Raw genomic sequence first — 21,535 nt, 5'->3', positions numbered from 1 at the left:
GTGCGCCGACCTCAACCCTGGTCAGGAGCGCTTCATGCACTATCTCTGGATGGCCGTCATCGGCTTCGTCGTCGGACTCATCGCACGAGCGATCCTGCCGGGCAGCCAAAGCCTGGGCATCATCCTCACGACGGTGCTCGGCATCGTCGGCTCGCTGGTGGCCGGCTTCATCGGCCAGGCGCTGGGCCTCTATGCGGCGGGCGCGCCAGTGGGCTTCATCGCCTCGGTGCTGGGGGCCGTCCTTGTGCTGTGGATCTACGGCAAGGTCAAGCGCGCCTGATGAAACGACATGCGACCGGTAGAATCGCGGCCGGTCTCGGGGTGTAGCGCAGCCTGGTAGCGCAACTGCTTTGGGAGCAGTGGGTCGCACGTTCGAATCGTGTCACCCCGACCAAATTCCCATCGGCGGCCCGGGTCAACGGCCCGCCATCCACGCCCGCAGCTGCGGCTCCTCATAGCCCGAGTCGCGCACGAACCAGGGTCCGCGCAGCAGCATTTCCTGCCCGACCTTGGAATCGAGCGGGTACATGCCCTGCTTGAAGTAGTGCTCGCCGTCGGCATAGCCGAACGGGCCGCGGTAGTCGAGCACCTGCTCGCCGTCGATCCAGGTCTGCAGGCCGCCGCCCTCAGGGTCGAGGCGAACGTGCTGCACGATCGTCGTCCAGCGGCCCGTCACCGCCGGCCCCAAGTCCTTGCGCACGACGCGATGAACCTGATCGGCCTGCGTCATCGGCACCTTGGTCGCGCTGCGCACGTCGATCGTGTAGCGCCCGGAGCGGATAGCCAGCGCCATCGGCGGATTGCGCCCGGCGGTGCTGTGGATCTGCGCGACGATGTAGGTGGCGTCGGTCGGCGTCCAGTTCGGCAGGTAGACCTGCCAGACGCGCCAGAACCAGCTGTCGCGCGGCGGCGAGGTGGCCGGGCGGCCGCGATAGAAGTTGAGCTCGGTGCGCGGTTGGCCGGCGATCTGCGGGTCGTCGGGCAATTGCTTGAGCCGCAGCACCTTGCGGTTCTTGTCCGTCGGGTCGGGCACCAGCGAGATGCGCGGCTCACCGAGGTAGTCGATCGCGTCCGCGGCTGTGTTGCTCGCCGTGTTGACGCCGGCGGCCTCGTAGCCCACGGTGACCTTCTGGCCCTTGAGACCTAGCGCGGGATCGAAGCCGAACAGCACGTCGGCCGGCGACACGGCCTTCGGCTTGGAGGACTGAATGGCCTTGGCGATGGCATCCATCTGCGCCACCTGCCATTCGCCGGCCAGGGCCGCTGGGGAGGCCGACGCGAGCAGCGTCCATGCCAGCAGCAGGCTTCGTTCGTACGTCATGGCACGCATCCCCGATCACTACGCGGCCATTGTGGTCCGTCCGCCTCAGCCGCGCTTCGCCGCGATCAGTGGCTTGACATCCGGCGCGGGCACGCGCTGCCGGTCGGCCTCGGGACCTGGCAGCGGCTGCACCTCGACCATCGTCGCGAGCGAGCGGCGTGCGAGATCCTGGTAGGTGAGGGTGCCTTCGAGCTTCCAGGCGATCTCGTCGTCGCGCAGCGGGCGCTTCACCTTGGCCGGCAGGCCCGCCACCAGCACGGCTGGCGGGATCTGCATGCCGGCGGGCACGAAGGCGCAGGCCGCGACGATCGCGCGCTCGCCGACCACGGCCTCGTCCATCACCACGGCGTTCATGCCCACCAGCGCGTCGCGCTTGACGACGCAGCTGTGCAGCACCGCGCCGTGGCCGATGTGGCCGTTCTCCTCAACCACGGTGTCGGCGCTGGGAAAGCCGTGGACGACGCAGCTGTCCTGCACGTTCGAGCCGGCCTTCAGGACGATGCGTCCGAAGTCGCCGCGCAGGCTCGCGCAGGGGCCGACATAGCAGCCGGGGCCGACGATCACGTCGCCGATCAGCACGGCGCTCGGGTGGACGTAGGCGCTGGGGTCGACCACGGGGGTGACGCCGTCGATGGCATAGCAGGGCATGGGTGTCTCCTGTGAGGCGCTGCGGGTTATCCCGGGGCTCTTCGGCTTGCGCCAGATCAAAGTGCTCCGTATTATTCAACCGACCGGTCGGTTAATCAATCGGCCCAAGCTCCCAACCCCTGATCGACGCCATGTCCGAAGCACTCGTTCTCTCGGCCCAGCAGGGCGCTGTGCGCACGCTGACGCTCAACCGCCCGGCCGCGCTCAACAGCTTCACCACCGACATGCACCGGGCGCTGCGCGCAGCGCTCGACGAAGCTGCGGCCGATGCCGCCGTGCGCTGCGTCGTGATCACCGGCGCCGGCCGCGGCTTTTGCGCGGGGCAGGACTTGTCGGATCCCGCCATCGCGCCCGACCTCACGCCCGGCGCCACCCCCAAGGACATCGGCCGCCTGCTCGACGACCACTACATCCCGCTGGCCAAGCGGCTGCGCTCGATGCCGGTGCCGGTGATCGCGGCGGTCAACGGCGTGGCGGCCGGCGCCGGCGCCAACATGGCCTTCAACTGCGACCTCGTGGTCGCGGCCAAGTCGGCCAGCTTCATCCAGGCCTTCTCGAAGATCGGACTGATCCCCGACTGCGGCGGCACCTGGCTGCTGCCGCGCCTGGTGGGCCGCGCGCGCGCGATCGGCCTGGCGATGACCGGCGACAAGCTGCCCGCCGAGGAAGCCGCGCGTATCGGCCTGATCTGGCAAGTCGTGGACGACGCCGCCTTCGCCGACACGGTGGGCGCGCTCGCGCAGCGCCTGGCCGGCATGCCGACCAAGGCCCTGGCCGAGACGCGCCGCGCGATGGACGCCGCGGTCGAGCTCGGCTTCGACGACGGCCTGGCCCTCGAGGCGCGCGTTCAGGGCGAACTCGGCCGTGCGCACGACTACCTCGAGGGCGCGAGCGCGTTCCTGCAAAAGCGCGCGCCGCAATACAAGGACCGCTGAGCCGCATGGAGCCCACGCCGCAACAGATCGCCGACCTCGTTCGCGAGCGCATGCACGCGAACGACCGCGCCACGCAGGCGCTCGGCATGCGCATCGTCTCGGTCACGCCCGGCGCGGCGACGCTGGAGATGACGGTGCGCGAAGACATGCTCAACGGCCACGAGACCTGCCACGGCGGGCTGATCGCGTCGCTGGCCGATTCGGCCTTCGCGTTCGGCTGCAACTCGTACAACGAGCTGACCGTGGCCTCGGGCTTTTCCATCGACCTGATGGCGCCCGCGCGCCTGGGCGACGTGCTGACCGCGCGCTGCGCCGAGGTGTCCAAGGCTGGCCGCACCGGCGTCTACGACGTCGAGGTGAGCAACCAGCGCGGCGAGCGCATCGCGGTGTTCCGCGGGCGCTCGTACACCATCAAGGGCAAGCCGGCCGTCGCGCCCTGAGCTTGCGCAGACGAGACCCACAGGAGACATCCCCATGCCGGTCCGGCAACCCGCCCCAGGCGACCTCGAGCCGATCGAGCGCGCCAGCCGCGACGAGATCGCCGCGCTGCAGCTGCAGCGCCTGAAGTGGTCGCTGCAGCACGCCTACGACAACGTCGCGCATTACAAGCGCGCCTTTGACGAGAAGGGCGTGCACCCGAGCGAGCTGAAGTCGCTCGCCGACCTTGCCAGGTTCCCGTTCACGACCAAGAAGGACCTGCGCGACAACTACCCGTTCGGCATGTTCGCGGTGCCGCGCCAGCAGGTGTCGCGCGTGCACGCCTCGTCGGGCACGACCGGCAAGCCGACGGTCGTGGGCTACACGAAAGGCGACATCGACCGCTGGGCCGATCTCGTCGCGCGCTCGATCCGCGCCGCGGGCGGCCGCCCCGGCGACATCGTCCACGTCGCCTACGGCTACGGCCTCTTCACCGGCGGCCTGGGCGCGCACTACGGCGCCGAGCGCGCCGGCTGCACCGTGATCCCGATGTCCGGCGGCCAGACCGAGAAGCAGGTCCAGCTGATCCAGGACTTCCGGCCCGACATCATCATGGTCACGCCGAGCTACATGCAGGTGATCGTCGAGGAGTTCCGCCACCAGGGGCTCGACCCGCGCGAGATGAGCGTCAAGGTCGGCATCTTCGGCGCCGAGCCCTGGACGGAAGCCATGCGCCGCGAGATCGAGGCCAGCGCCGGCATCGATGCGGTCGACATCTACGGCCTGTCGGAAGTGATGGGCCCCGGCGTCGCCAACGAGTGCATCGAGACCAAGGACGGCCCGGTGATCTGGGAAGACCACTTCTATCCCGAGATCATCGACCCCGAGACCGGCGAGGTGCTGCCCGATGGCGAGGAAGGCGAGCTCGTCTTCACCACGCTGACCAAGGAAGCGCTGCCCGTGATCCGCTACCGCACGCGCGACCTCACGCGATTGCTGCCGCCCACCGCGCGCAGCTTCCGGCGCATGGGCAAGATCGTCGGCCGCAGCGACGACATGCTGATCATCCGCGGCGTCAACGTCTTCCCGACGCAGATCGAGGAGATCGTGCTCGCGCACGGCCAGCTCTCGGGCCAGTATCAGCTCGTGGTCGCGCGCGACGGCCGGCTCGACACGCTGGAAGTGCGCTGCGAGCTGCTGCCCAACGCCACGGCCACCGCGGCCGACGCGGCCGGCTGGGTGCAGCAGCGCATCAAGACGATGGTCGGCGTCAGCACCACGGTGCAGGTGCTGGCGCCGGAATCGATCGAGCGCACGCTGGTCGGCAAGGCCAGGCGCGTGATCGACCAAAGACCCAAGGGTTGAGACGGTTCAAGGAGAGCCAAGCATGTACACCCAAGCCATGGACACCATGGGCAAGGACGCCGGCGACGGCAAGAAGCCCGTGCGCTCGGCCGAGGAAGCGCAGCTCGAGCAGCGCTTCGACGCGCGCATCGACGCCGGCGAGTTCATCGAGGCCAAGGACTGGATGCCCGAGCACTACCGCAAGACGCTGGTGCGCCAGATCAGCCAGCACGCGCATTCCGAGATCGTCGGCATGCTGCCCGAGGGCAACTGGATCTCGCGCGCGCCCACGCTCAAGCGCAAGGCGATTCTTCTCGCCAAGGTGCAAGACGAAGGCGGCCACGGCCTGTACCTCTATTCCGCTGCCGAGACGCTGGGCACCGCGCGCGACCAGATGCTCGACGCGCTGCACACGGGCAAGGCGAAGTACAGCTCGATCTTCAACTACCCGACGCTGACCTGGGCCGACGTCGGCACCATCGGCTGGCTGGTCGACGGCGCGGCGATCATGAACCAGGTGCCGATCTGCCGCTGCTCGTATGCGCCGTATGCGCGCGCGATGGTGCGCATCTGCCGCGAGGAGAGCTTTCACCAGCGACAGGGCTTCGAGGCGCTGCTGACGATGATGCAAAAGGGCACCGACGCGCAGCGCGCGATGGTGCAAGACGCGGTGAACCGCTGGTGGTGGCCGTCGATCATGATGTTCGGCCCGCCGGACGACCAGTCGCCCAACACCGCGCAGTCGATGCGCTGGGGCATCAAGCGCGTATCGAACGACGAGCTGCGCCAGAAGTTCGTCGACGCCTCGGTCGACCAGGCCAAGGTGCTCGGCGTCACGCTGCCCGACCCGGACCTCAAGTGGAACGAGGAGCGCGGCCACTGGGACTTCGGTGCGATCGACTGGAGCGAGTTCTGGCGCGTGGTGGGCGGCGACGGACCCTGCAACCGCGAGCGCCTGGCCACGCGTGTGAAGGCGTGGGAAGACGGTGCCTGGGTGCGCGAAGCGGCCCTGGCGCATGAGCGCAAGCGCGCCGCGAAAGAAAAGGCCGCGGCCTGAAGCAAAGGATTCGAGATGACGACCCAAGATCCGCAACAACGCGAATGGCCGCTGTGGGAAGTGTTCGTGCGCACGCGCGCCGGCCTGGACCACAAGCATTGCGGCAGCCTGCACGCGCCCGACGCCAAGATGGCGATCCAGCTCGCGCGCGACGTCTACACGCGCCGCCAGGAGGGCACGAGCGTGTGGGTGGTGCGCTCCGACCAGATCGTTGCGAGCGATCCGGGCGACAAGGACATGTACTTCGATCCGATGGAGGACAAGGTCTACCGCCACCCGACCTTCTATCAACTGCCGGCCTCGGTCGACCACATGTGAGGCCGGCGATGCAGGCATCGATCTCGCTTTCCAAGACGCCCGCGCTGCAGTACCTGCTGCGCATCGGCGACACCTGCCTGATCCACGGCCAGCGCCTGGCCGAGTGGTGCGGCCACGCGCCCGTCCTCGAGGAGGACATCGCGATGGCCAACATCGCGCTCGACCTCGTGGGCCAGGCGCGCGCGCTGCTGAGCCACGCCGGCGCGGTGGAAGGGCAAGGCCACGACGAGGACCAGCTCGCCTTCCTGCGCGACGAGCGCGACTACTTCAACGCCACGCTGGTCGAGCTGCCGCGCGGCGACTTCGCCTTCACCGTCGTGCGCAACACGCTGGTGTCGACCTTCCTCAAGCTGCTGTGGGAGCGGCTGCGCGACTCCAGCGACGCCGAGCTCGCCGCGATCGCCGGCAAGGCGCTCAAGGAGGCGCGCTACCACCAGCAGCACTCGGCCGACTGGCTGGTGCGCCTGGGCGACGGCACCGATGAGTCGCGCGCGCGCACCGAGGCGGCGCTGAAGCAGGCCTGGCTCTACGCGGCCGAGTTGTTCGAGTCCGATGCGGTGGACGAGGCCGCTGCGGCCAGCGGCCTCGGTCCGCGCTGGTCCGAGCTGCAGGAGCCCTGGCGCGCCGAGATCGCCGCGGTGCTCGACGAGGCGGGCCTCGCGGCGCCCGCCGACGCGGCGTTTCGCAGCACCGGCAAGCGCGGCGTGCACTCCGAACACATGGGCTTCATCCTCGCCGAGATGCAGCACCTGCAGCGCGCGTTCCCGGGAGGCGTGTGGTGATGACGCTGGTCGAGTCGCCGGCCGTCGCGGTGCGCAGCCCGCGCGTCGAACAGGCCTGGGCCGTGCTCGACACCGTGCTCGACCCCGAGGTGCCGGCGCTGTCGGTGTGCGAGCTGGGCATCGTGCGCGAGGTGATCGAGCACGACGACGACCTCGAGGTCGTGCTGACGCCCACCTACTCGGGCTGCCCGGCGACCGAGCTGATCGAGCAGCTGGTGCGCGAGGCGGTCGACGCCGCCGGGCTGGGTCCCGCGCGCACGACGCTGCGCCGCGCGCCGGCCTGGACCACCGACTGGATCGGCGAGGCCGCGCGCCGCAAGCTGCGCGAGTACGGCATCGCGCCGCCCGGGCACCTGGTGGCCGATGGCGCGGTGCCGATCCGCCTGCACCTGCACCGCAACGCCGAGACCGTGGCCTGCCCGCGCTGCGGCAGCGCCGACACCGAACGCCTCTCGGCCTTCGGCGCGACGGCCTGCAAGGCGCTCTACCGCTGCATCGCGTGCCGCGAGCCGTTCGAGCACTTCAAACCCATCTGATCATGAGTGTCCTCTTCCACCCGCTGAAGGTGCGCGCCATCGAGCCCGACACCGCCGAGGCGGTGATCGTCTCCTTCGACGTGCCGCCCGAGCTGCGTGAGACCTTTGGCTTCACGCAGGGCCAGTACCTGACGCTGCGCACCGAGATCGACGGCCAGGACCTGCGCCGCTCGTACTCGATCTGCGCCGGCGTCGACGACGGCGAGCTGCGCGTGGGCGTGCGCAAGGTCAAGGGAGGCGTGTTCTCCAACTGGATCAACGAGCATCTCAAGGCCGGCGACACGCTGCAGGTGATGGCGCCGCAGGGCCGTTTCTTCGTGCCGATCGAGCCGGGCGCGCAGCGCCACCACGTCGGCATCGCCGGCGGCAGCGGCATCACGCCGATCCTGTCGATCATGAAGACGGTGCTGGCGCGCGAGCCGCGAAGCAGCTTCACGCTGATCTACGGCAACCGCATGCTGCAGTCCACGATGTTCAAGGAAGAGATCGAGGACCTGAAGAACCGCTATCTCTCGCGCCTGGCGCTGCACCACGTGTTCTCCGACGAGCACACCGACGCGCCGCTGAACATGGGGCTGATGAACCGCGACAAGATCGCCGAGTTCCTGGCCAGCGTGGTGCCGGCGGCGAGCATCGACCACGCCTACATCTGCGGCCCCTACCAGATGAACGACGAGGCCGAGGCCGCGCTGCTGGCCGCCGGCGTGCCGGAAGAGCGCATCCACATCGAGCGCTTCGGCGTCGCCCAAGCCGCCGGCGCGCCATCGCCGGTGGGCGCGGTGATCCACGAATCCAAGCCGGGCGATGCCGAGCTCGCAAAGATCGTCATCGTGCGCGACGGCCTGCGCCGCGAGATCGAGTTCCGCCGCGAGCAGCCCAGCATCCTCGACTGCGCCTCGGCCGCGGGCCTCGAGGTGCCGTTCTCCTGCACCTCGGGCGTGTGCGGCACCTGCCGCGCGAAGGTGATCGAAGGCGAAGTGCGCATGGAGCGCAACTTCGCGCTCGACAAGCACGAGGTCGCGGCCGGCTTCGTGCTGACCTGCCAGTCGCACCCGCTGACTGAGCGCGTGGTGCTGTCGTTCGACGAGCGTTGAGCCGATGGCCCGCCCCCGATCCGCCGGCTACGACGACCAGCGCGAGCTCATCCTCGCACGCGCGGCCCACTTGTTCGCGCAACGCGGCTACCCCGGCACCTCCATGAACGAGGTCGCCGAAGCCTGTGGCATGAGCAAGGCGTCGCTCTACCACTACTTCCGCGACAAGGACGACCTGCTGGTCTCGATCGCCGACGGCCACGTCGCGCGGCTCGAGGCCCTGGTGGATCAGGTGCTCGCGGCGCACCCGCCCGGCGAAGGCCGCGCGCGCGCGCTGATCGAGCGCTTCGTCGAGGAGTACGCCGACGCGCAGAACGCGCACCGCGTGCTGACCGACGACGTGCGCTTCCTGCCCGAGGCCACGCGCGAAGCCATCCTCGCGCGCGAACGCCGCGTGGTCGACGGCTTTGCGCAGACCATCGCCGAACTCAAGCCCGCGCTCGGCAAGGACGGCCTGTCCAAGCCGCTCGCGATGCTGCTGTTCGGGATGATCAACTGGATGTTCACCTGGCTTCGGCCGGACGGTGCGCTGACGCACGCCGACATGGGGCCGATCGTGGCCGACCTGTTCTTCGGCGGCGTCGGTGCGGTCAAGGCGCCGGGCAAGGCGAAGCCGCGCGCCGCGGCGCAGCGCGGTGCAAAGCGAATCACTGAAAAGGAAACCTGATGAGCACCACAACGGCAGCTCCCGTTCTCCAGAGCTTCATCGGCGGCCGTTGGCAGGGCCGCGAGGCCGCTCAGGCGCTGCGCAGCGCCGTCAATGGCCGCACCGTGTTCCACACGCATGCCGAATCGCTCGACTTCGCCGAGGCCGTGAGCTTTGCGCGCGGCACCGGCTTGCCGGCGTTGATGGCGCTCGACTTCCAGCAGCGCGCCGAGCGCCTGAAGGCCTTGGCCAAGTTCCTCGTCGAGCACAAGGAAACGCTTTACGCGATTTCGGCCCACACCGGCGCGACGCGTGCCGACGGCTGGATTGACATCGAGGGCGGCACCGGCACGCTGTTCGCCTACGCCAGCATGGGCAGCAACGAGCTTCCCTCGGGCAACGTGGTGCACGAAGGGCCGGTGCTGCCGCTGGGCAAGCAGGGGCACTTTGCCGGCACGCACATCCTGGTGCCGCGCGGCGGCGTCGCGGTGCACATCAACGCGTTCAACTTCCCGATCTGGGGCCTGCTGGAGAAGTTCGCGCCGAGCTTCCTCGCGGGCATGCCGTGCATCGGCAAGCCGGCCACCGCGACCAGCTACCTGACCGAGGCGCTGGTGCGGCTGATCGACCAGTCCGGCATCCTGCCGGCCGGCAGCCTGCAGCTCGTGATCGGCGGCACCGGCGACCTGCTCGATCGCCTGAACGGCCAGGACGTCGTCACCTTCACCGGCAGCGCCGACACGGCGGCAAAGCTGCGCGTGCATCCGAACGTGGTGCGCCAGGCGATCCCGTTCAACGCCGAGGCGGATTCGCTCAACTGCGCCATCCTCGCGCCCGAGGTCACGCCCGACGACGAGGAGTTCGACCTCTTCGTCAAGGAAGTGGCGCGCGAGATGACGGTCAAGGCCGGCCAGAAGTGCACCGCGATCCGCCGCGCGATCGTGCCGCGCAAGCACGTCGACGCGGTCGCGAAGAAGTTGGCCGAGCGGCTGGCGAAGACCACGCTGGGCGACCCGTCGATCGAAGGCGTGCGCATGGGCGCGCTGGCCTCGCACGCGCAACTGGCCGACGTGACCGACCGTGTGCGCCAACTGCTCGACGGCGCCGAGCTCGTGGCCGGCGGTGCGAGGGCGGCCAAGCCGATGGGCGAGGGCGTGGCCGAGGGCGCATTCTTCGCGCCGACGCTGCTGCTCGCGAAGAACCCGCTGACCCATGACGCCGTCCACGACATCGAGGCCTTCGGCCCGGTCAGCACGCTGATGGCCTACGACGATCTCGACGAAGCCCTGGCGCTCGCCGCGCGCGGCCGCGGCAGCCTGGTCGGCTCGCTGGTCACCAAGGACCCGCAGGTCGCCGCGCGCGCGATTCCCGTGGCCGCGGCCCACCACGGCCGCCTGCTGGTGCTCGACCGCGAAGCGGCGGCCGAGTCCACCGGCCACGGCTCGCCGCTGCCGATGCTCAAGCACGGCGGCCCGGGTCGCGCCGGCGGCGGCGAGGAGCTGGGCGGCGTGCGCGCGGTCAAGCACTACCTGCAGCGCGCCGCGGTGCAGGGCTCGCCGACCATGCTGGCCGCGGTGACGCGCGAGCACGTGCGCGGCGCCAAGGTGAACGAGGGCGTGGTTCATCCCTTCCGCAAGCACTTCGAGGATCTCGCGATCGGCGACTCGCTGCTGACGCATCGCCGCACGGTGAGCGAGGCCGACATCGTCAATTTCGGCGGCATCTCGGGCGACTACTTCTACATGCACTTCGACGAGATCGCCGCGAAGGAGTCGCCCTTCGGCAAGCGCATCGCGCACGGCTACTTCGTGCTGTCGGCCGCGGCGGGGCTGTTCGTTTCGCCCGCGCCGGGGCCGGTGCTCGCGAACTACGGCCTGGACACGCTGCGCTTCGTCAAGCCGGTGGGCATCGGCGACACGATCCAGGCGCGCCTGACCGCCAAGCGCAAGATCGACCGCAACAAGAAGGACGCCAACGGCCAGGGCCAGGGCGTTGTCGCCTGGGACGTCGAGGTCACCAACCAGCACGGCGAGCTGGTCGCGAGCTACGACATCCTCACGCTGGTGGCCAAGCGCGGCTGAGGCCGATGCGGCGCGCCACGGTTGCGGGTCAGTCCCGTGGCTGCGCAGCCAAGCGGCACCTAGACTGGCCCGGCCTCCACCCACGCAAGAACTCACGGAGACCCCAACGATGAAGCGAATCACCCTGGCCCTCGCGGGCGTTGCCATGGCGGCGCTCAGCGCGATGGCGCACGCCGACATCAACGTCGGCGTCACGCTCTCGGCCACCGGCCCGGCGGCGTCGCTCGGCATTCCCGAGCGCAACACGATGGCGCTGCTGCCGGCCACGATCGCGGGGCAGAAGGTCAACTACATCGTCCTCGACGACGCCTCGGACACCACCGCCGCGGCCAGGAACGCGCGCAAGTTCATCACCGAGGACAAGGTCGACGTGGTGATCGGCTCGACCACGACGCCGAACTCGCTGGCGATGATCGACGTCGCCGCCGAGAACGAAACGCCGATGATCTCGATGGCTGCGAGCAAGACCATCGTCGAGCCGGTGGATGCCAAGCGCCGCTGGGTGTTCAAGACGCCGCAGAACGACGCGCAGATGTCCACGGCCATCGTCGAGCACATGGTCGACAACAAGATCCAGACCGTGGCCTACATCGGCTTCGCCGATGCCTATGGCGAAGGCTGGGCCAACGAGTTCGGCAAGATCGCCGAGCTGCGCAAGCTCAAGGTCGTGGCCAGCGAGCGCTTCGCGCGCACCGACATGGCGGTGACCGGCCAGATCCTAAAGATCCTCGCCGCCAAGCCCGACGCCGTGCTGATCGGCGGCTCCGGCACGCCGGCGGCGCTGCCGCAGAAGACGCTCAAGGAGCGTGGCTACACCGGCAAGATCTACCAGACCCACGGCGTTGCCAATGCCGATTTCCTGCGCGTGTGCGGCAAGGACTGCGAAGGCACCTTCCTGCCCGCCGGCCCGATGCTCGTGGCCGACCAGCTGCCGGCCGACAACCCGGTCAAGAAGTCGGCACAGGCCTATGTGTCGGCCTACGAAGGCAAGTACGGCAAGGGCTCGGTGTCGACCTTCGGCGGCCACGCCTGGGACGCGGCCAAGCTGCTCGAAGCGGCGGTGCCGGTGGCGCTGAAGACCGGCGCCAAGCCCGGCAGCAAGGAGTTCCGCGCCGCGCTGCGCGACGCGCTCGAGAAGAGCAGCAACGTTGCCGGCGCCCATGGCATCTTCAACATGACCACGACCGACCACCTCGGCCTCGACCAGCGCGCGCGCGTGATGGTTAAGATCGAGAACGGCGGCTGGAAGTACGCGAAGTAGGGCGCCTCCCGATCTGCGATCGTCAAGGGCCGCCATGGGCGGCCCTTACACTTTGGGCCTGAGTTATTTCGTAACGGCTGCCCGTAGCTCAACTGGATAGAGCAGCTGCCTTCTAAGCAGCAGGTCGGGGGTTCGAGTCCCTCCGGGCAGGCCACCCAGTTTTCATAGGGAAATCAGCCATTCGAGTTCGAGGCTCGGGGAAGAATTGGGGAGGAAATAAGCCCTTCCAGCTTGCCCATCTCTACATCGTTGCGCCCGCCGTCGATCCACTTCGCGTACGTGCGTAGGAACTGCTCCACGCTGTGGCCGAGCTGCTTGGCGCAGAAGGCCGGCGTCATGCCCGCCATGAGCATCATGGTCGCGTAGGTGTGCCGCGTCTCGTAGGGGCTGCGGTAGCGGATGCCAAGGCGCTTGAGCGTCGGGCGCCAGAAGTTCTCGCGCGGCCCTTCGTCGTCGACCCAGCGCTCACGCGTGCGCGGGTCCATGAACACCCATCCATCCTTCAGCAGGAACGTCGCTGCCTTCTGGCGCTCGAGCGCGGCCAGCGCGCGGGTGTTGAGCTGCACCACGCGCGCGACGTGCGTCTTGGTCCGGTCCTTGTGCTCGCCCAGCACGATGGCCTCGGCGACCAGCATCTGCTGCAGCCGCCAGTCGATCGACTCCCAGCGGACCGCGAGGCTTTCTGAGGTGCGCATGCCGGTGAAGAACTTCGCCTCGAAGTAGTTGCCGATCTGCGGGTCATAGCGCTTGAACAGCTCGGCGACGATGGCCTCGGCCTCATCGAGGCTGAACGGGTCCGGAGGAGGGCGCTGGTGCTTCGCGGCATCCAGCCCGGCCAGCGGGTCGGCCGTCATCGCGCCATCGCGCAGGGCGAGCGCGAGCGCTTGGCGCAGCACGCTGACCTTGTTGTTCCTGGTCTTGCCGCTCCATGTTGGCTCGGTCGCCAGCGCCGCGAGGATGGCGCTGTGCTTCAGGCTCTTGAGCGGCAGTCCGCCGATGCGAGCCTTCCACCAGCGCGCCGCGACGTTGTAGCCCTTGAGGGTCGACGACTCCTTGCCTGTCTGCAGGCCGATCCACAGGTCGAGCTGGTCAGCTACGGTCGTGCCGTGGCCGGTCGTGGCGTGCTGGCTGGCCGGAAAGTAGTCGGCGTAGCTGAAGGTGCCGTGCCGGATCTTGTCCTTGATCTCGGCGGCCAGGCGGTGGGCGTACTTTATGTTCGCGGGCGTCGGCGCGACGGGCTCGCCGTCCGTCCTGATCGTCTCTCGCCGCAGCTTGCCCTCGAAGGTGAACGACAGCCGGATCGACCGATCTCGGATCTCTACGCCGCTGCCGGTGCGACCCATCGCTCATACCCTCGCATGTCCACCATGACGTGACCATCGGGCGCGCGCACGTACTCGCGGCCCTCGACCCAAACACCGCGGGCGATCTTGGTCCGGATGGCCGAAGCCGTCAGGCCGGTAAGTGTCGCGGCGAGCGGGATGGTAACGAACCGGGACGGTGCGACCTGGACAGGGCGGTCTACGGCGGCGGCGCTCATCTCAGTCGAACAGCGGCAGCGTGCGGTCGTCGGCGACCGGGCTCGGGTCGTCCAGCGGCGAGAAGGCCGTGCACTTCGGGTAGCCGTCTTCGCCGTAGATCCACTCGGGCACTTCGTCGATGTAGCTGTTGCCGAGGATCTCGCACAGGCCTTCGCCGTCCGATTCCTCCATGCTCACGCGCCCGCTCATCACGGCATCGCGCGAGCATCTGCAGCACCAGGCTTCTTGGAAGCAGGCACCCTCGGTGCCGTTGCTCGGCAGGTACGGCTTGCCGGCTTCCTGGCTCGCGAGCTTGGCGTGCTCGGGGGTGAACACGGCTTTGATCGGAATGTGGGTCTGGCTCACGTCACTCTCCATCGGAATGGCTGGCACTGGTGGTCTCCTTCGCGGCCTCAGACGGAGCAGCGCGGTACTCCATCCGAAACGTCGTGCGAGCCCCTTTTGGCGGCCACGCGCCAGCCAGCGGGTTAGGCACTCTGAGGACGATGTCGAAGTCGATGCCGATGGCTTCGCAGGCATGCGATAGGTCATCTACCGACAAGTGCGTCGGAAGCTCATGGCGCGGGATGGTGATGGTTTTCATCTCTCATCCCACTGCGCCAAGCCGATCATCTCGAACTCCCATTCGCGGCTGCCGATTTTCTTGCCAAGTTGGACGAGCCACGCTTTCCCCCACGGATCCCCGAGCGCGACCAGATCGCCGACATCGGCGCCATCGTCGAACTGCGGATAGCAGAGAATCAACGATCGCTCCTCTCGATTTACCCAGCCGTCATTCGGATGGGATGCCTTTGCACCTTGGGCTCGCATCGATGCGATCCATTCCTGTTCTTCGCGCTCCATCTGCCGAGCGACTTCGGCCGCTAGCGCGTAGTCGGCACTGCTGCGGCAGGTAAGACCTTTCAGGTAGTCGCTCATACGCTCTCTCCCTGCTCTTTCGGGGACGGGGCGGCGGACAGCATTGCGACCCAGTGGTCATAGGGACCCTGCTGCACGGTCATGATGTCGCCGAAGTTGCGCAGCGTGTACTCGCGGTCGCCTTCGTCAGCCGCGGCAAGCATTTCTTCGGTCGGCTCCACCGGCACCAGCTTCCATCCCTGCGGGACTGCTCGGGGTGGGGCGGCGTAGAGGGGGATGGGCCACGAGTCAGACAGGACTTGGCGGTCCTGGCAGAAATCGCCGTTGCTGTGCAAATGACCCACCGGTTCCGCCCCCACTGCTCGCAGAGCCTCAGCAGCGGCGCGGCCGGCTTGGAAGGCGCACCACGCAAATTGGACGTGGCCGTTGTGGTACTCGCCATCGCCGCGAATCGTGAGCGCGTCACGGTCGCCGGCCCAGCGCTTCATGCACCACGCCTCGAACGCCTCGCGCTCTTGATCTTCAGGCAGGTTGGGGGTGGTCATGACACGTCCTCCGGGATTCGCTCGCTGGTCTTCCAGTAATGCGCGGCGCTACGAAAAAGCTCGCGCTGGTTCTGCCACCAGAACATCGCAACGCCGAGCAGCATGAGCGTGATGTTCCAGATGAACAGCAGCGGTAGCGTCACGACGATGGTGAGCCGGCGAAGTGCGTTCGACTTGATGCGATACAGGCCGAACACGCGGATTAGCTTGGTCATGACGACGACCCCTTCAGGTTAAGAATGGCGTGGGCTCTTGTGCGCCCAGTAACCCAATAGTTGTCCCATCGCCAACGCGCGAGCCATGTGCCGCTGTTGTCGAGCGCCGGCAACGTTTGGATGAATAACCAGTTCACTTCGCATCCCCCAGCTTCGCGACGATGGCGGCGCGGGCTGCGTTCACGTCGGCAACAGACTGGCTGATCGGAGAACCACGCCGCTCCATGTAGGTAGCACGCGTAAGCCGCTGTCGTGCAGCGCCATACGCCTCGATCAACGGCATCAGCTCCTCGGCCAGCGCGGCGCGGTCAGCGGCGCGTGCTTTCTCAAGCGCCTTGAGTTCTTCGATCAACTCGGCGCAGTGCTCAAGGATGCCGACCATGCTCTGCTCAATCACCTTGCCGCACAGGCGGGTGACGCGCTCGGCCATCGCGGGCGCGTTGTCAATGGCCCATTGCTTCGCGTGCTCTGCGGGGGTGGGGCGATCAGAAGCCATCGAACTCTCCCAGCGCTTCGTAGTCCTTCATCAGCATGGTCTTGAAGGCCAGGGTGTAGGAGGTCTCGCCGCAGCCTTCCTCGTCCTCATCGACGATCTCGTGCACCACGTCTTTCCAGTGCTTGGCAGGCACGGTCATCGTGGCGCCGTCGAGCGTTAGACAGCAGACCCGGATGGCGGGCTCGTTGTACTGAATGCCGTTCTTCATGACGGGCAGCGTGAGGGCGGGGGTGGGGCGATCAGTGGTCATCGGCAGAACCTCTTGGTCACTTCGGCAGCAGCGCCGAGGTAGTCGGGTTGCGGGGCGGGCTCGTCTTCGATCCAGCCGAGTGCTTCGGCTTCGGCCCATGTCAGCGGCTCGCTGCAGGCGAAGCACGGCGGCGAGACGCAGCACCGACAGCCGCCACGGTGCTCGATCAGGGTGAGGTACTTGTCGCCCGCGTCACAGAGTTCTTCGGACAGCGAGACAAGCTTCGCCAGCTCGCGCGGCGTGAGGTCGCGATCAGTGGTCACGGGGTGTCCTTTCGGGTGGCGACTTCGCGCAGGCGGCGATGACCGGCGGGTGTGGTGACGTGCTTGCTGGCGATGCTGTCGGCGGACAGCGGCGTGATGAGCAGGCTGCGACCTTCTTCGCGCACGGCCCGCAGCCGATCGATGTGGCTTGCGTATCGCCGCAGCGCGATCCCGGCGTCGAGTTGCCTGCGCTTCTCAAACGGCAAGTCCAATTGCTCGATCAGCGGTAGGCGCCAGAGAGACTCAGGGTCCACCATGTCGGCGAGTTCTTCGAGGTACTTCGGGCTCACGCTGCACCGCCGTTTCTGTTCCCCGCCTCGCTGGCGGCGGTGAGGGCCTTGCGCGCCACGTTCATGTAATAACTGCGGTCCTTGCTGAAACAGGTTTCGGCGTACTCGCCGACACCCCATTCGCCGCGGCAGATCGCCTTCGCCGCCGCCTCGACCTGCCCCTCGCTCGGCTCGCTCACCGTCTGCTTGGCTGGCTGGGCGGCGTACAGGTCGTCGTTAACTTTGCGCAGCTCCACCAGCGCGTTCGCTTTTGCTTCGGGTAGATCAGTCGTCAGCCAGCGCCGCGCAGCGCGAATTGCCTTGTAGGCATCGCTCAGCGCCGCCGGCTCGGTGGCTGGCTGGGTGGGGCTGGCGGCGAGGCGGATCTGCGCGCAAGCGTTGCGGAAGATGATGGCCGCGTGCCAGCCTGGATCGCCGAAAACGACTTCGCCGTAGTAGTTCGCGGCGAACCACTTGGCGAACTCGGCGCCGGCTGCACTTAGGTCCGGCTCGGGGGCCTCTTGAAACTCGAACAGCTCGGCTCCGATGAACTCGGGCAGCGTCTTGCCGTCTAACCGAAGCATCGGAAGATCGCTGGCGAACGACGCGACGGTTTCATCGGCTGCTTCGAGCATTGCGCCTCGGTCGTCGTCGGAGATCGTGTGTTCACGCCGCCGAAGCACCGCGATCAGCGTCGGCACCAATTCGGCATTGAGCAGCCGGAGCACATCGGTCGGCCCTGCTGCGGGAGTGGGGCGGGCGGCGAGCCTTTGCTGGCGAATGTCGTGCGCAAGGATTGCTACCGCGTCGCGGGACGGTGTGTTTGAACCAGCCCACGAGTTCAGTGGCTCGAACTTCGTCCCATTCCCATCGATGGTCAGCGTGCACGAGGCGCAGAACGCTTTGTCGGGGAAGCCCCAAGAGTCCGCGTTACGACAGGCGGGGCAGTTGCGCTTGCCGGTCTGCGGCGCTCCTTCGATCGGCTCCCCCTGCCCCTGCGGTGCTGCTGGCGATGGGTGGGCGGCGACGATTCCGACATCAGCCATCGCTGCGCAGAATTCGGTATCGGCGAGCAGGCCCATGAACGCGTCCTTGATGACGGCGCGCTCCGTGTCTGTGGGCGTGTAGCTACCTTCGTCGGCCTCAAACGTGTAACCGTCGATGTAGTCGTCGATCGCGCTCTCAAGCCACCAAACCGGATGCGAGCAATCGAGGATGCCCGGCTCTCCCGCCTCTGCCGTACCGGAAAGCGCGGCGGATGGAGAGGGGGTGGCGGCAGACACACTGCCCCACGGTTGCTCACCGCCGAGGGTGCCGTGATTGATGCGGTCAACCGCCATCTGTGCGTCGGTGTAGGCGGCACCGATCAGCATCGACGCAAAGCGGCAGAAGTCGCGCGCATCGCTGAAATGCAATTGCCATGTCTGCTCTCCCTGCTGCGCTAGCGCGGCGGTGGAGGCGAGGGCGGCCCGCCAGTCCTTCGTGCCAACCGCATCCATGCGCTCGGCCAGCGTCGGCGAAATCCCGTGCAGCTTCCGCGCCGCCTCGCTGATCGCCGGCAACGCATCGCGCGCCTCGACGAACAGCGGCATGATTTCGGCAAGTCGCGCTTCCAGCGCTTCGCGCAGTTGTTCGGTGCTCACTTGGAGTTCCCCTTGATGAGCGAGAAGCCGGACTTTCGCGGCTTCCCATCGGTGTGGATGCGGCGGCGCAGGTAGCCGAACTCGCGCCCACGTGCATCACGGGCCACGACACCGTTCGGCAGGATGTCGGTGATCGTCAGAACGCGACCTGGCATGCGGGGATCGTTGTCCTTGATGCGGTCGCCCGGCTTGAGTTCGGTGCTCACTTGGTCAGCTCCTTGAGGGTGGCGAGCGTTGCTTTTGCCCTGCCCATGCGCGGCGATGCTCGGACGGTGCGATGGGACGCGTCGCCTTGGCCCTTCGCGAACGCATGGACCCACTGGATTTGGTCTTCGAGGGATTGCTGCGCCTGCACGAGCGCTGCGTTTTGGGCGCGGAGAAGATTGGCAGCCTCGATCAATGACGCCCTGGCTTCGCAGCCGTGATCCAGGATCGTTGCGTGATCGCCGACCTTCTTCGCTAGTTCGGTTGCTCTGGTCATGGGTTGCTCCCTTGGGCCAGCATCAGCGCCGCAACAACCGGGCGGACCCAGATCGGCGACGCGCTCAACTGGAACGTCTCGCCGGCGTCGGCCAACATCAGAGTGCGCAGCATCTCCTCGGCGATCGGCGTCGCGCCGTCGGGCGGCACAGCGTTCCCCGTCCACTCGCGATGCACGCTGTCGCTCTTGCTCTCGCTGGTGAACGCCAGCGTGAAGGCAGCGACGTCGGCCGGGTCGTCAGGATCGAAGAGCGACTGCAGGGCCGCCAGCTCGAGCGTGGTGAAGGGCCGGTGCCAGGTGCCATCGAGCGCCCGGATCCGCGCAACCAGCTTGTCGGTGGCCTCGGGCATGCGCGGGTCAGCGACGGACCAGCGGCCGTTGTCGTGGCATGCGGCTGCGGCGACCGCACCAGCGGGCTCGCCCCACGGCAGCACGCCGTAGTGGCCGCCGGTGAGGTAGGCCTCTCGATCGCCTGCCATGCCTGAGCGCGGATCCGCAACCGACAGCCAGCCGCCTTGAACGCCCTTGCCTCCTGCGATGACGGTGCGAGAAGGCTCTTCCCAGTCCATCACGCACAGGTTGTTGCCGTGGCGATTCCAGTCGGGGCGCGGGTCGGCGACGGCCTGGCCGCCGGCGCTCGGATGCCCGCCCGCGGTGACGGTGCCCGCGGCCTGGTCGAAGCGGACCACCTTGAAGCAGTTGTTGTGCTTCGTCGCGCCGCAGCGCGGATCGGCGACCGTGCCGTAGCCGCTGCCGGGCGCCAGCTTGGCGGTGACCGTCGAGCTCGCCTCGTCCCAGCGGCGCACGCCGTAGGAGTGCCCGTCGTGCCACTTCTCCGATTGATCGAACCGCGGGTCGGCGACGCTGAACGAACCGGTGCCGGGCCGCGCGTTGCCGGTGACAGTGCCCGCTGGCTCGTGCCAGTCACGCACGCCCAGCACGCCGTTGTGCATCTCCGGCACGATCACGAAGTCGCGCAGGTGGCCGTCTTCGATCGCGAGCTTGTTCAGCGAGCGCCAGTCGGAGCCTGCTTCGACGAACGCGAGGCGAACCCACGTCTTCCACTGCAGGTTCGGCACGCGATGCATCGGGCCCGCAGCCTCGACGCCGGGCAGGTCCATCTTGCTCAGCACGTCACCGACGGCGCGCAGCGGGCGCTTCGGCGGTTCGTAGAGGAAGTTCGGCACCTTGGCCATATGCCGGCCCACGATGAGACAGCGCTTGCGAGACTGAGCGAGGTTGCCCAGCTCGCCGCAGTCGTGCACCGTCTCGGCGGTGGCGTAGCCAAAGGCCTGCTGCATCGCGATCAGCTGGTCGACGAATGGCCGGCCGCGAGTCAGAAGGCGCGGCACGTTCTCGAACAGGATCAGCGGCACCGGGTCATCGGCCCAGGCTTCGAGCGCGAGCCAAAGGCCCCGCTCGGCGAGCCCGTTCATCGCCACGTACTTGGCCGTTGTGCTCTTCGCCTCGCTCAGCAGTCCGGAGAAGCCCTTGCAGGGGGCGCTCAGGAAGATGCAGTCAGGGCGCATGCCGCCCGCGGCGCGCCGGATGTCTTCCGGCGTTGCCTCGCGCCAGACCGGCGGAGGCTCATGGCCGTGAATCGCGATGTACTGGGACCGGTCGGCCAGGTCGATCGTCGTCGCCGGTGCGCCGACGCGGCGCGCGAAGACGCGGTTCGCGCCCTCGTCGACGTCGATGCTGCCGATGCACTCCCAGGTGCCCTCGTGCATGCCCATGCGCACCACGGCGCGCTTGAAGCCCAGCGCGCCGCCACCGACGGCGCCGAACAGGCACAGCACCTTCTTGCGGACGCGGCTGAAGGTCACGACTGGGCCCCAACCGAGGCCGCCAGGGCCTTCTCCGGCGTGAGCTCGTTGCTTTCGAGGCCCTCAAGCGGATCCTGACCCGCTGCCTTCCCCTCGGCGATGCCGTCCGTGGGCTTCGCCCCGGGATGGCCGCTCGTGCCGTCGATCGTGTCGACGTCGTTCGGCGCCAGCAGCGTCGCCTCGATCTCGGTGCCCTCGAGCGCGCAGAGCTTGCCGACGATCTTCTCCGTGATGTCGGTGTTCGACTGGACCATGAACTCGACGAACACCGTGCCACCCTCGCGGCAGTCGAAGGTGACCTTCTTCAGGTTGCAGCCGAGGAGCACCAGGTCGGACTTCCCTCCGAGGCCATGGTCGATGCGCATCGTGTAGCCGGCGCCTTCCCAGTCCCACTTCAGCGGCATCTTCAGCTTCGGGCTGCGCAGGTTCGGCAGTGAGAAGTCCGGCACGCCATCGACCGTGCCCTGGCCTGCCTCGGCCGCCGCGCTGTAGTACAGCGAGCTGCGCAACCAGCCGTCGAACTCGCTGAGCGATTCGTTGCTGGTCTCCCACTTCAGGGAGAGGTCGATCGCCTGCACCAGGTCCTCGCCGTGGCATTCCTTGCGCGGCGAGACGTTGGTGAGCTTCAGCGTCGTGACTTCGGACAGTTCGAACATTCGGTGCTCCGGTGGTGAAGAAGAGGGCGGCTCCGTAGAGCGCTGGCCAGGC

General features: G+C 67.9%; 30 protein-coding genes and 2 tRNA genes. 14 read left to right on the top strand and 18 right to left on the bottom strand.

Translation table 11 applies throughout. The features are described 5' to 3' along the window. The first annotated feature begins 34 nt into the window (after positions 1–34). Together ACO2TI_RS01570 and ACO2TI_RS01565 are read left to right on the top strand one after the other, a co-directional pair. A complete protein-coding gene (locus ACO2TI_RS01570; protein WP_423281667.1) occupies positions 35–280 on the top strand; it encodes a GlsB/YeaQ/YmgE family stress response membrane protein in 246 nt (81 codons plus the stop codon). A gap of 37 nt (positions 281–317) precedes the next feature. Further along, positions 318–394 (top strand) — tRNA-Pro (locus ACO2TI_RS01565). A 21-nt stretch (positions 395–415) separates the two neighbouring features. On the opposite strand, the gene ACO2TI_RS01560 is transcribed toward ACO2TI_RS01565, so the two are convergent. Further along, a complete protein-coding gene (locus ACO2TI_RS01560) occupies positions 416–1,321 on the bottom strand; it encodes a polysaccharide lyase (RefSeq protein ID WP_423281666.1) in 906 nt (301 codons plus the stop codon). 45 nt (positions 1,322–1,366) lie between these two features. Beyond that, positions 1,367–1,969, bottom strand: coding sequence for a phenylacetic acid degradation protein PaaY (locus ACO2TI_RS01555; protein ID WP_423281665.1), 603 nt, complete (start codon positions 1,967–1,969; stop codon positions 1,367–1,369). A gap of 131 nt (positions 1,970–2,100) precedes the next feature. Here ACO2TI_RS01555 and ACO2TI_RS01550 point away from each other — a divergent pair, with 131 nt between their 5' ends. The 12 genes from ACO2TI_RS01550 (at position 2,101) to ACO2TI_RS01495 (ending at position 12,594) form a co-directional block, all read left to right on the top strand. Then, the gene (locus ACO2TI_RS01550; RefSeq protein WP_423281664.1) at positions 2,101–2,904 is read left to right on the top strand and encodes an enoyl-CoA hydratase-related protein; all 804 of its coding nucleotides are present in this window, start codon (positions 2,101–2,103) and stop codon (positions 2,902–2,904) included. 5 nt (positions 2,905–2,909) lie between these two features. Next, the gene (gene paaI, locus ACO2TI_RS01545) at positions 2,910–3,344 is read left to right on the top strand and encodes a hydroxyphenylacetyl-CoA thioesterase PaaI (protein ID WP_423281663.1); all 435 of its coding nucleotides are present in this window, start codon (positions 2,910–2,912) and stop codon (positions 3,342–3,344) included. A gap of 34 nt (positions 3,345–3,378) precedes the next feature. Then, positions 3,379–4,686 (top strand): phenylacetate--CoA ligase PaaK, encoded by a 1,308-nt coding sequence (gene paaK, locus ACO2TI_RS01540; protein WP_423281662.1) that lies wholly within the window; start codon positions 3,379–3,381, stop codon positions 4,684–4,686. Positions 4,687–4,708: 22 nt separating this feature from the next. After that, on the top strand, positions 4,709–5,722 hold the full coding sequence (paaA, locus tag ACO2TI_RS01535; RefSeq protein ID WP_423281660.1) for a 1,2-phenylacetyl-CoA epoxidase subunit PaaA: 1,014 nt from the start codon (positions 4,709–4,711) through the stop codon (positions 5,720–5,722). Positions 5,723–5,737: 15 nt separating this feature from the next. Beyond that, positions 5,738–6,040, top strand: a complete 303-nt coding sequence (paaB, locus tag ACO2TI_RS01530) for a 1,2-phenylacetyl-CoA epoxidase subunit PaaB (protein ID WP_423281659.1) — start codon at positions 5,738–5,740, stop codon at positions 6,038–6,040. Between the two features lie 8 nt (positions 6,041–6,048). Beyond that, positions 6,049–6,822: a 1,2-phenylacetyl-CoA epoxidase subunit PaaC gene (gene paaC, locus ACO2TI_RS01525; protein ID WP_423281658.1), complete on the top strand. Its 774-nt coding sequence runs from the start codon at positions 6,049–6,051 to the stop codon at positions 6,820–6,822. Further along, the gene (gene paaD, locus ACO2TI_RS01520) at positions 6,822–7,358 is read left to right on the top strand and encodes a 1,2-phenylacetyl-CoA epoxidase subunit PaaD (protein WP_423281657.1); all 537 of its coding nucleotides are present in this window, start codon (positions 6,822–6,824) and stop codon (positions 7,356–7,358) included. Before paaC ends, paaD begins: the two co-directional genes overlap by 1 nt. A gap of 2 nt (positions 7,359–7,360) precedes the next feature. After that, complete coding sequence (gene paaE / locus ACO2TI_RS01515) at positions 7,361–8,452, top strand: 1,2-phenylacetyl-CoA epoxidase subunit PaaE (RefSeq protein WP_423281656.1); 1,092 nt, start codon at positions 7,361–7,363, stop codon at positions 8,450–8,452. Between the two features lie 4 nt (positions 8,453–8,456). Beyond that, positions 8,457–9,119 (top strand): TetR/AcrR family transcriptional regulator, encoded by a 663-nt coding sequence (locus ACO2TI_RS01510; RefSeq protein WP_423281655.1) that lies wholly within the window; start codon positions 8,457–8,459, stop codon positions 9,117–9,119. Further along, positions 9,119–11,179 carry a phenylacetic acid degradation bifunctional protein PaaZ gene (paaZ, locus tag ACO2TI_RS01505; protein WP_423281654.1) on the top strand — a complete coding sequence of 687 codons (2,061 nt, stop codon included), beginning with the start codon at positions 9,119–9,121 and terminating at the stop codon, positions 11,177–11,179. Before ACO2TI_RS01510 ends, paaZ begins: the two co-directional genes overlap by 1 nt. A gap of 109 nt (positions 11,180–11,288) precedes the next feature. Next, positions 11,289–12,440 carry an ABC transporter substrate-binding protein gene (locus tag ACO2TI_RS01500; protein WP_423281653.1) on the top strand — a complete coding sequence of 384 codons (1,152 nt, stop codon included), beginning with the start codon at positions 11,289–11,291 and terminating at the stop codon, positions 12,438–12,440. Between the two features lie 77 nt (positions 12,441–12,517). Next, a tRNA-Arg gene (locus ACO2TI_RS01495) sits at positions 12,518–12,594 on the top strand. A 19-nt stretch (positions 12,595–12,613) separates the two neighbouring features. On the opposite strand, the gene ACO2TI_RS01490 is transcribed toward ACO2TI_RS01495, so the two are convergent. The 16 genes from ACO2TI_RS01490 to ACO2TI_RS01415 form a co-directional block, all read right to left on the bottom strand. Beyond that, positions 12,614–13,783 carry an Arm DNA-binding domain-containing protein gene (locus tag ACO2TI_RS01490; RefSeq protein ID WP_423281652.1) on the bottom strand — a complete coding sequence of 390 codons (1,170 nt, stop codon included), beginning with the start codon at positions 13,781–13,783 and terminating at the stop codon, positions 12,614–12,616. Next, on the bottom strand, positions 13,759–13,980 hold the full coding sequence (locus tag ACO2TI_RS01485; RefSeq protein ID WP_423281650.1) for an excisionase: 222 nt from the start codon (positions 13,978–13,980) through the stop codon (positions 13,759–13,761). Before ACO2TI_RS01485 ends, ACO2TI_RS01490 begins: the two co-directional genes overlap by 25 nt. 1 nt (position 13,981) lies before the next feature. Then, positions 13,982–14,326, bottom strand: coding sequence for a hypothetical protein (locus tag ACO2TI_RS01480; RefSeq protein WP_423281649.1), 345 nt, complete (start codon positions 14,324–14,326; stop codon positions 13,982–13,984). Position 14,327: 1 nt separating this feature from the next. Beyond that, the gene (locus tag ACO2TI_RS01475) at positions 14,328–14,564 is read right to left on the bottom strand and encodes a hypothetical protein (protein WP_423281648.1); all 237 of its coding nucleotides are present in this window, start codon (positions 14,562–14,564) and stop codon (positions 14,328–14,330) included. Further along, positions 14,561–14,899, bottom strand: coding sequence for a hypothetical protein (locus ACO2TI_RS01470; protein WP_423281647.1), 339 nt, complete (start codon positions 14,897–14,899; stop codon positions 14,561–14,563). Before ACO2TI_RS01470 ends, ACO2TI_RS01475 begins: the two co-directional genes overlap by 4 nt. Beyond that, the gene (locus tag ACO2TI_RS01465) at positions 14,896–15,384 is read right to left on the bottom strand and encodes a hypothetical protein (protein WP_423281646.1); all 489 of its coding nucleotides are present in this window, start codon (positions 15,382–15,384) and stop codon (positions 14,896–14,898) included. The genes ACO2TI_RS01470 and ACO2TI_RS01465 overlap by 4 nt, the downstream gene beginning before the upstream one ends. Continuing rightward, entirely contained in the window at positions 15,381–15,599 is a 219-nt protein-coding gene (locus ACO2TI_RS01460; RefSeq protein WP_423281645.1) for a hypothetical protein, read from the bottom strand. The genes ACO2TI_RS01465 and ACO2TI_RS01460 overlap by 4 nt, the downstream gene beginning before the upstream one ends. 133 nt (positions 15,600–15,732) lie before the next feature. Next, complete coding sequence (locus ACO2TI_RS01455) at positions 15,733–16,095, bottom strand: hypothetical protein (RefSeq protein WP_423281644.1); 363 nt, start codon at positions 16,093–16,095, stop codon at positions 15,733–15,735. After that, positions 16,085–16,345 carry a hypothetical protein gene (locus ACO2TI_RS01450; RefSeq protein ID WP_423281642.1) on the bottom strand — a complete coding sequence of 87 codons (261 nt, stop codon included), beginning with the start codon at positions 16,343–16,345 and terminating at the stop codon, positions 16,085–16,087. The genes ACO2TI_RS01455 and ACO2TI_RS01450 overlap by 11 nt, the downstream gene beginning before the upstream one ends. After that, a complete protein-coding gene (locus ACO2TI_RS01445) occupies positions 16,342–16,608 on the bottom strand; it encodes a hypothetical protein (RefSeq protein ID WP_423281641.1) in 267 nt (88 codons plus the stop codon). The genes ACO2TI_RS01450 and ACO2TI_RS01445 overlap by 4 nt, the downstream gene beginning before the upstream one ends. Next, on the bottom strand, positions 16,605–16,898 hold the full coding sequence (locus ACO2TI_RS01440; RefSeq protein ID WP_423281640.1) for a hypothetical protein: 294 nt from the start codon (positions 16,896–16,898) through the stop codon (positions 16,605–16,607). The genes ACO2TI_RS01445 and ACO2TI_RS01440 overlap by 4 nt, the downstream gene beginning before the upstream one ends. After that, positions 16,895–18,520 (bottom strand): hypothetical protein, encoded by a 1,626-nt coding sequence (locus ACO2TI_RS01435; RefSeq protein WP_423281639.1) that lies wholly within the window; start codon positions 18,518–18,520, stop codon positions 16,895–16,897. The genes ACO2TI_RS01440 and ACO2TI_RS01435 overlap by 4 nt, the downstream gene beginning before the upstream one ends. Next, positions 18,517–18,726 (bottom strand): hypothetical protein, encoded by a 210-nt coding sequence (locus ACO2TI_RS01430; RefSeq protein WP_423281638.1) that lies wholly within the window; start codon positions 18,724–18,726, stop codon positions 18,517–18,519. Before ACO2TI_RS01430 ends, ACO2TI_RS01435 begins: the two co-directional genes overlap by 4 nt. Beyond that, a complete protein-coding gene (locus ACO2TI_RS01425; protein ID WP_423281637.1) occupies positions 18,723–19,001 on the bottom strand; it encodes a hypothetical protein in 279 nt (92 codons plus the stop codon). The genes ACO2TI_RS01430 and ACO2TI_RS01425 overlap by 4 nt, the downstream gene beginning before the upstream one ends. After that, positions 18,998–20,827, bottom strand: coding sequence for a DNA cytosine methyltransferase (locus ACO2TI_RS01420; protein WP_423281636.1), 1,830 nt, complete (start codon positions 20,825–20,827; stop codon positions 18,998–19,000). The genes ACO2TI_RS01425 and ACO2TI_RS01420 overlap by 4 nt, the downstream gene beginning before the upstream one ends. Continuing rightward, complete coding sequence (locus tag ACO2TI_RS01415; RefSeq protein ID WP_423281635.1) at positions 20,824–21,483, bottom strand: hypothetical protein; 660 nt, start codon at positions 21,481–21,483, stop codon at positions 20,824–20,826. Before ACO2TI_RS01415 ends, ACO2TI_RS01420 begins: the two co-directional genes overlap by 4 nt. Positions 21,484–21,535: the final 52 nt, after the last annotated feature.

This window comes from Caldimonas sp. KR1-144, from assembly GCF_049446155.1.
In the GTDB taxonomy this organism is placed as follows: Bacteria; Pseudomonadota; Gammaproteobacteria; order Burkholderiales; family Burkholderiaceae_C; genus Rivibacter.
The sequence above is the reverse complement of the archived record's forward strand: the minus strand, read 5'-3'. Positions and strand labels throughout refer to the sequence as shown.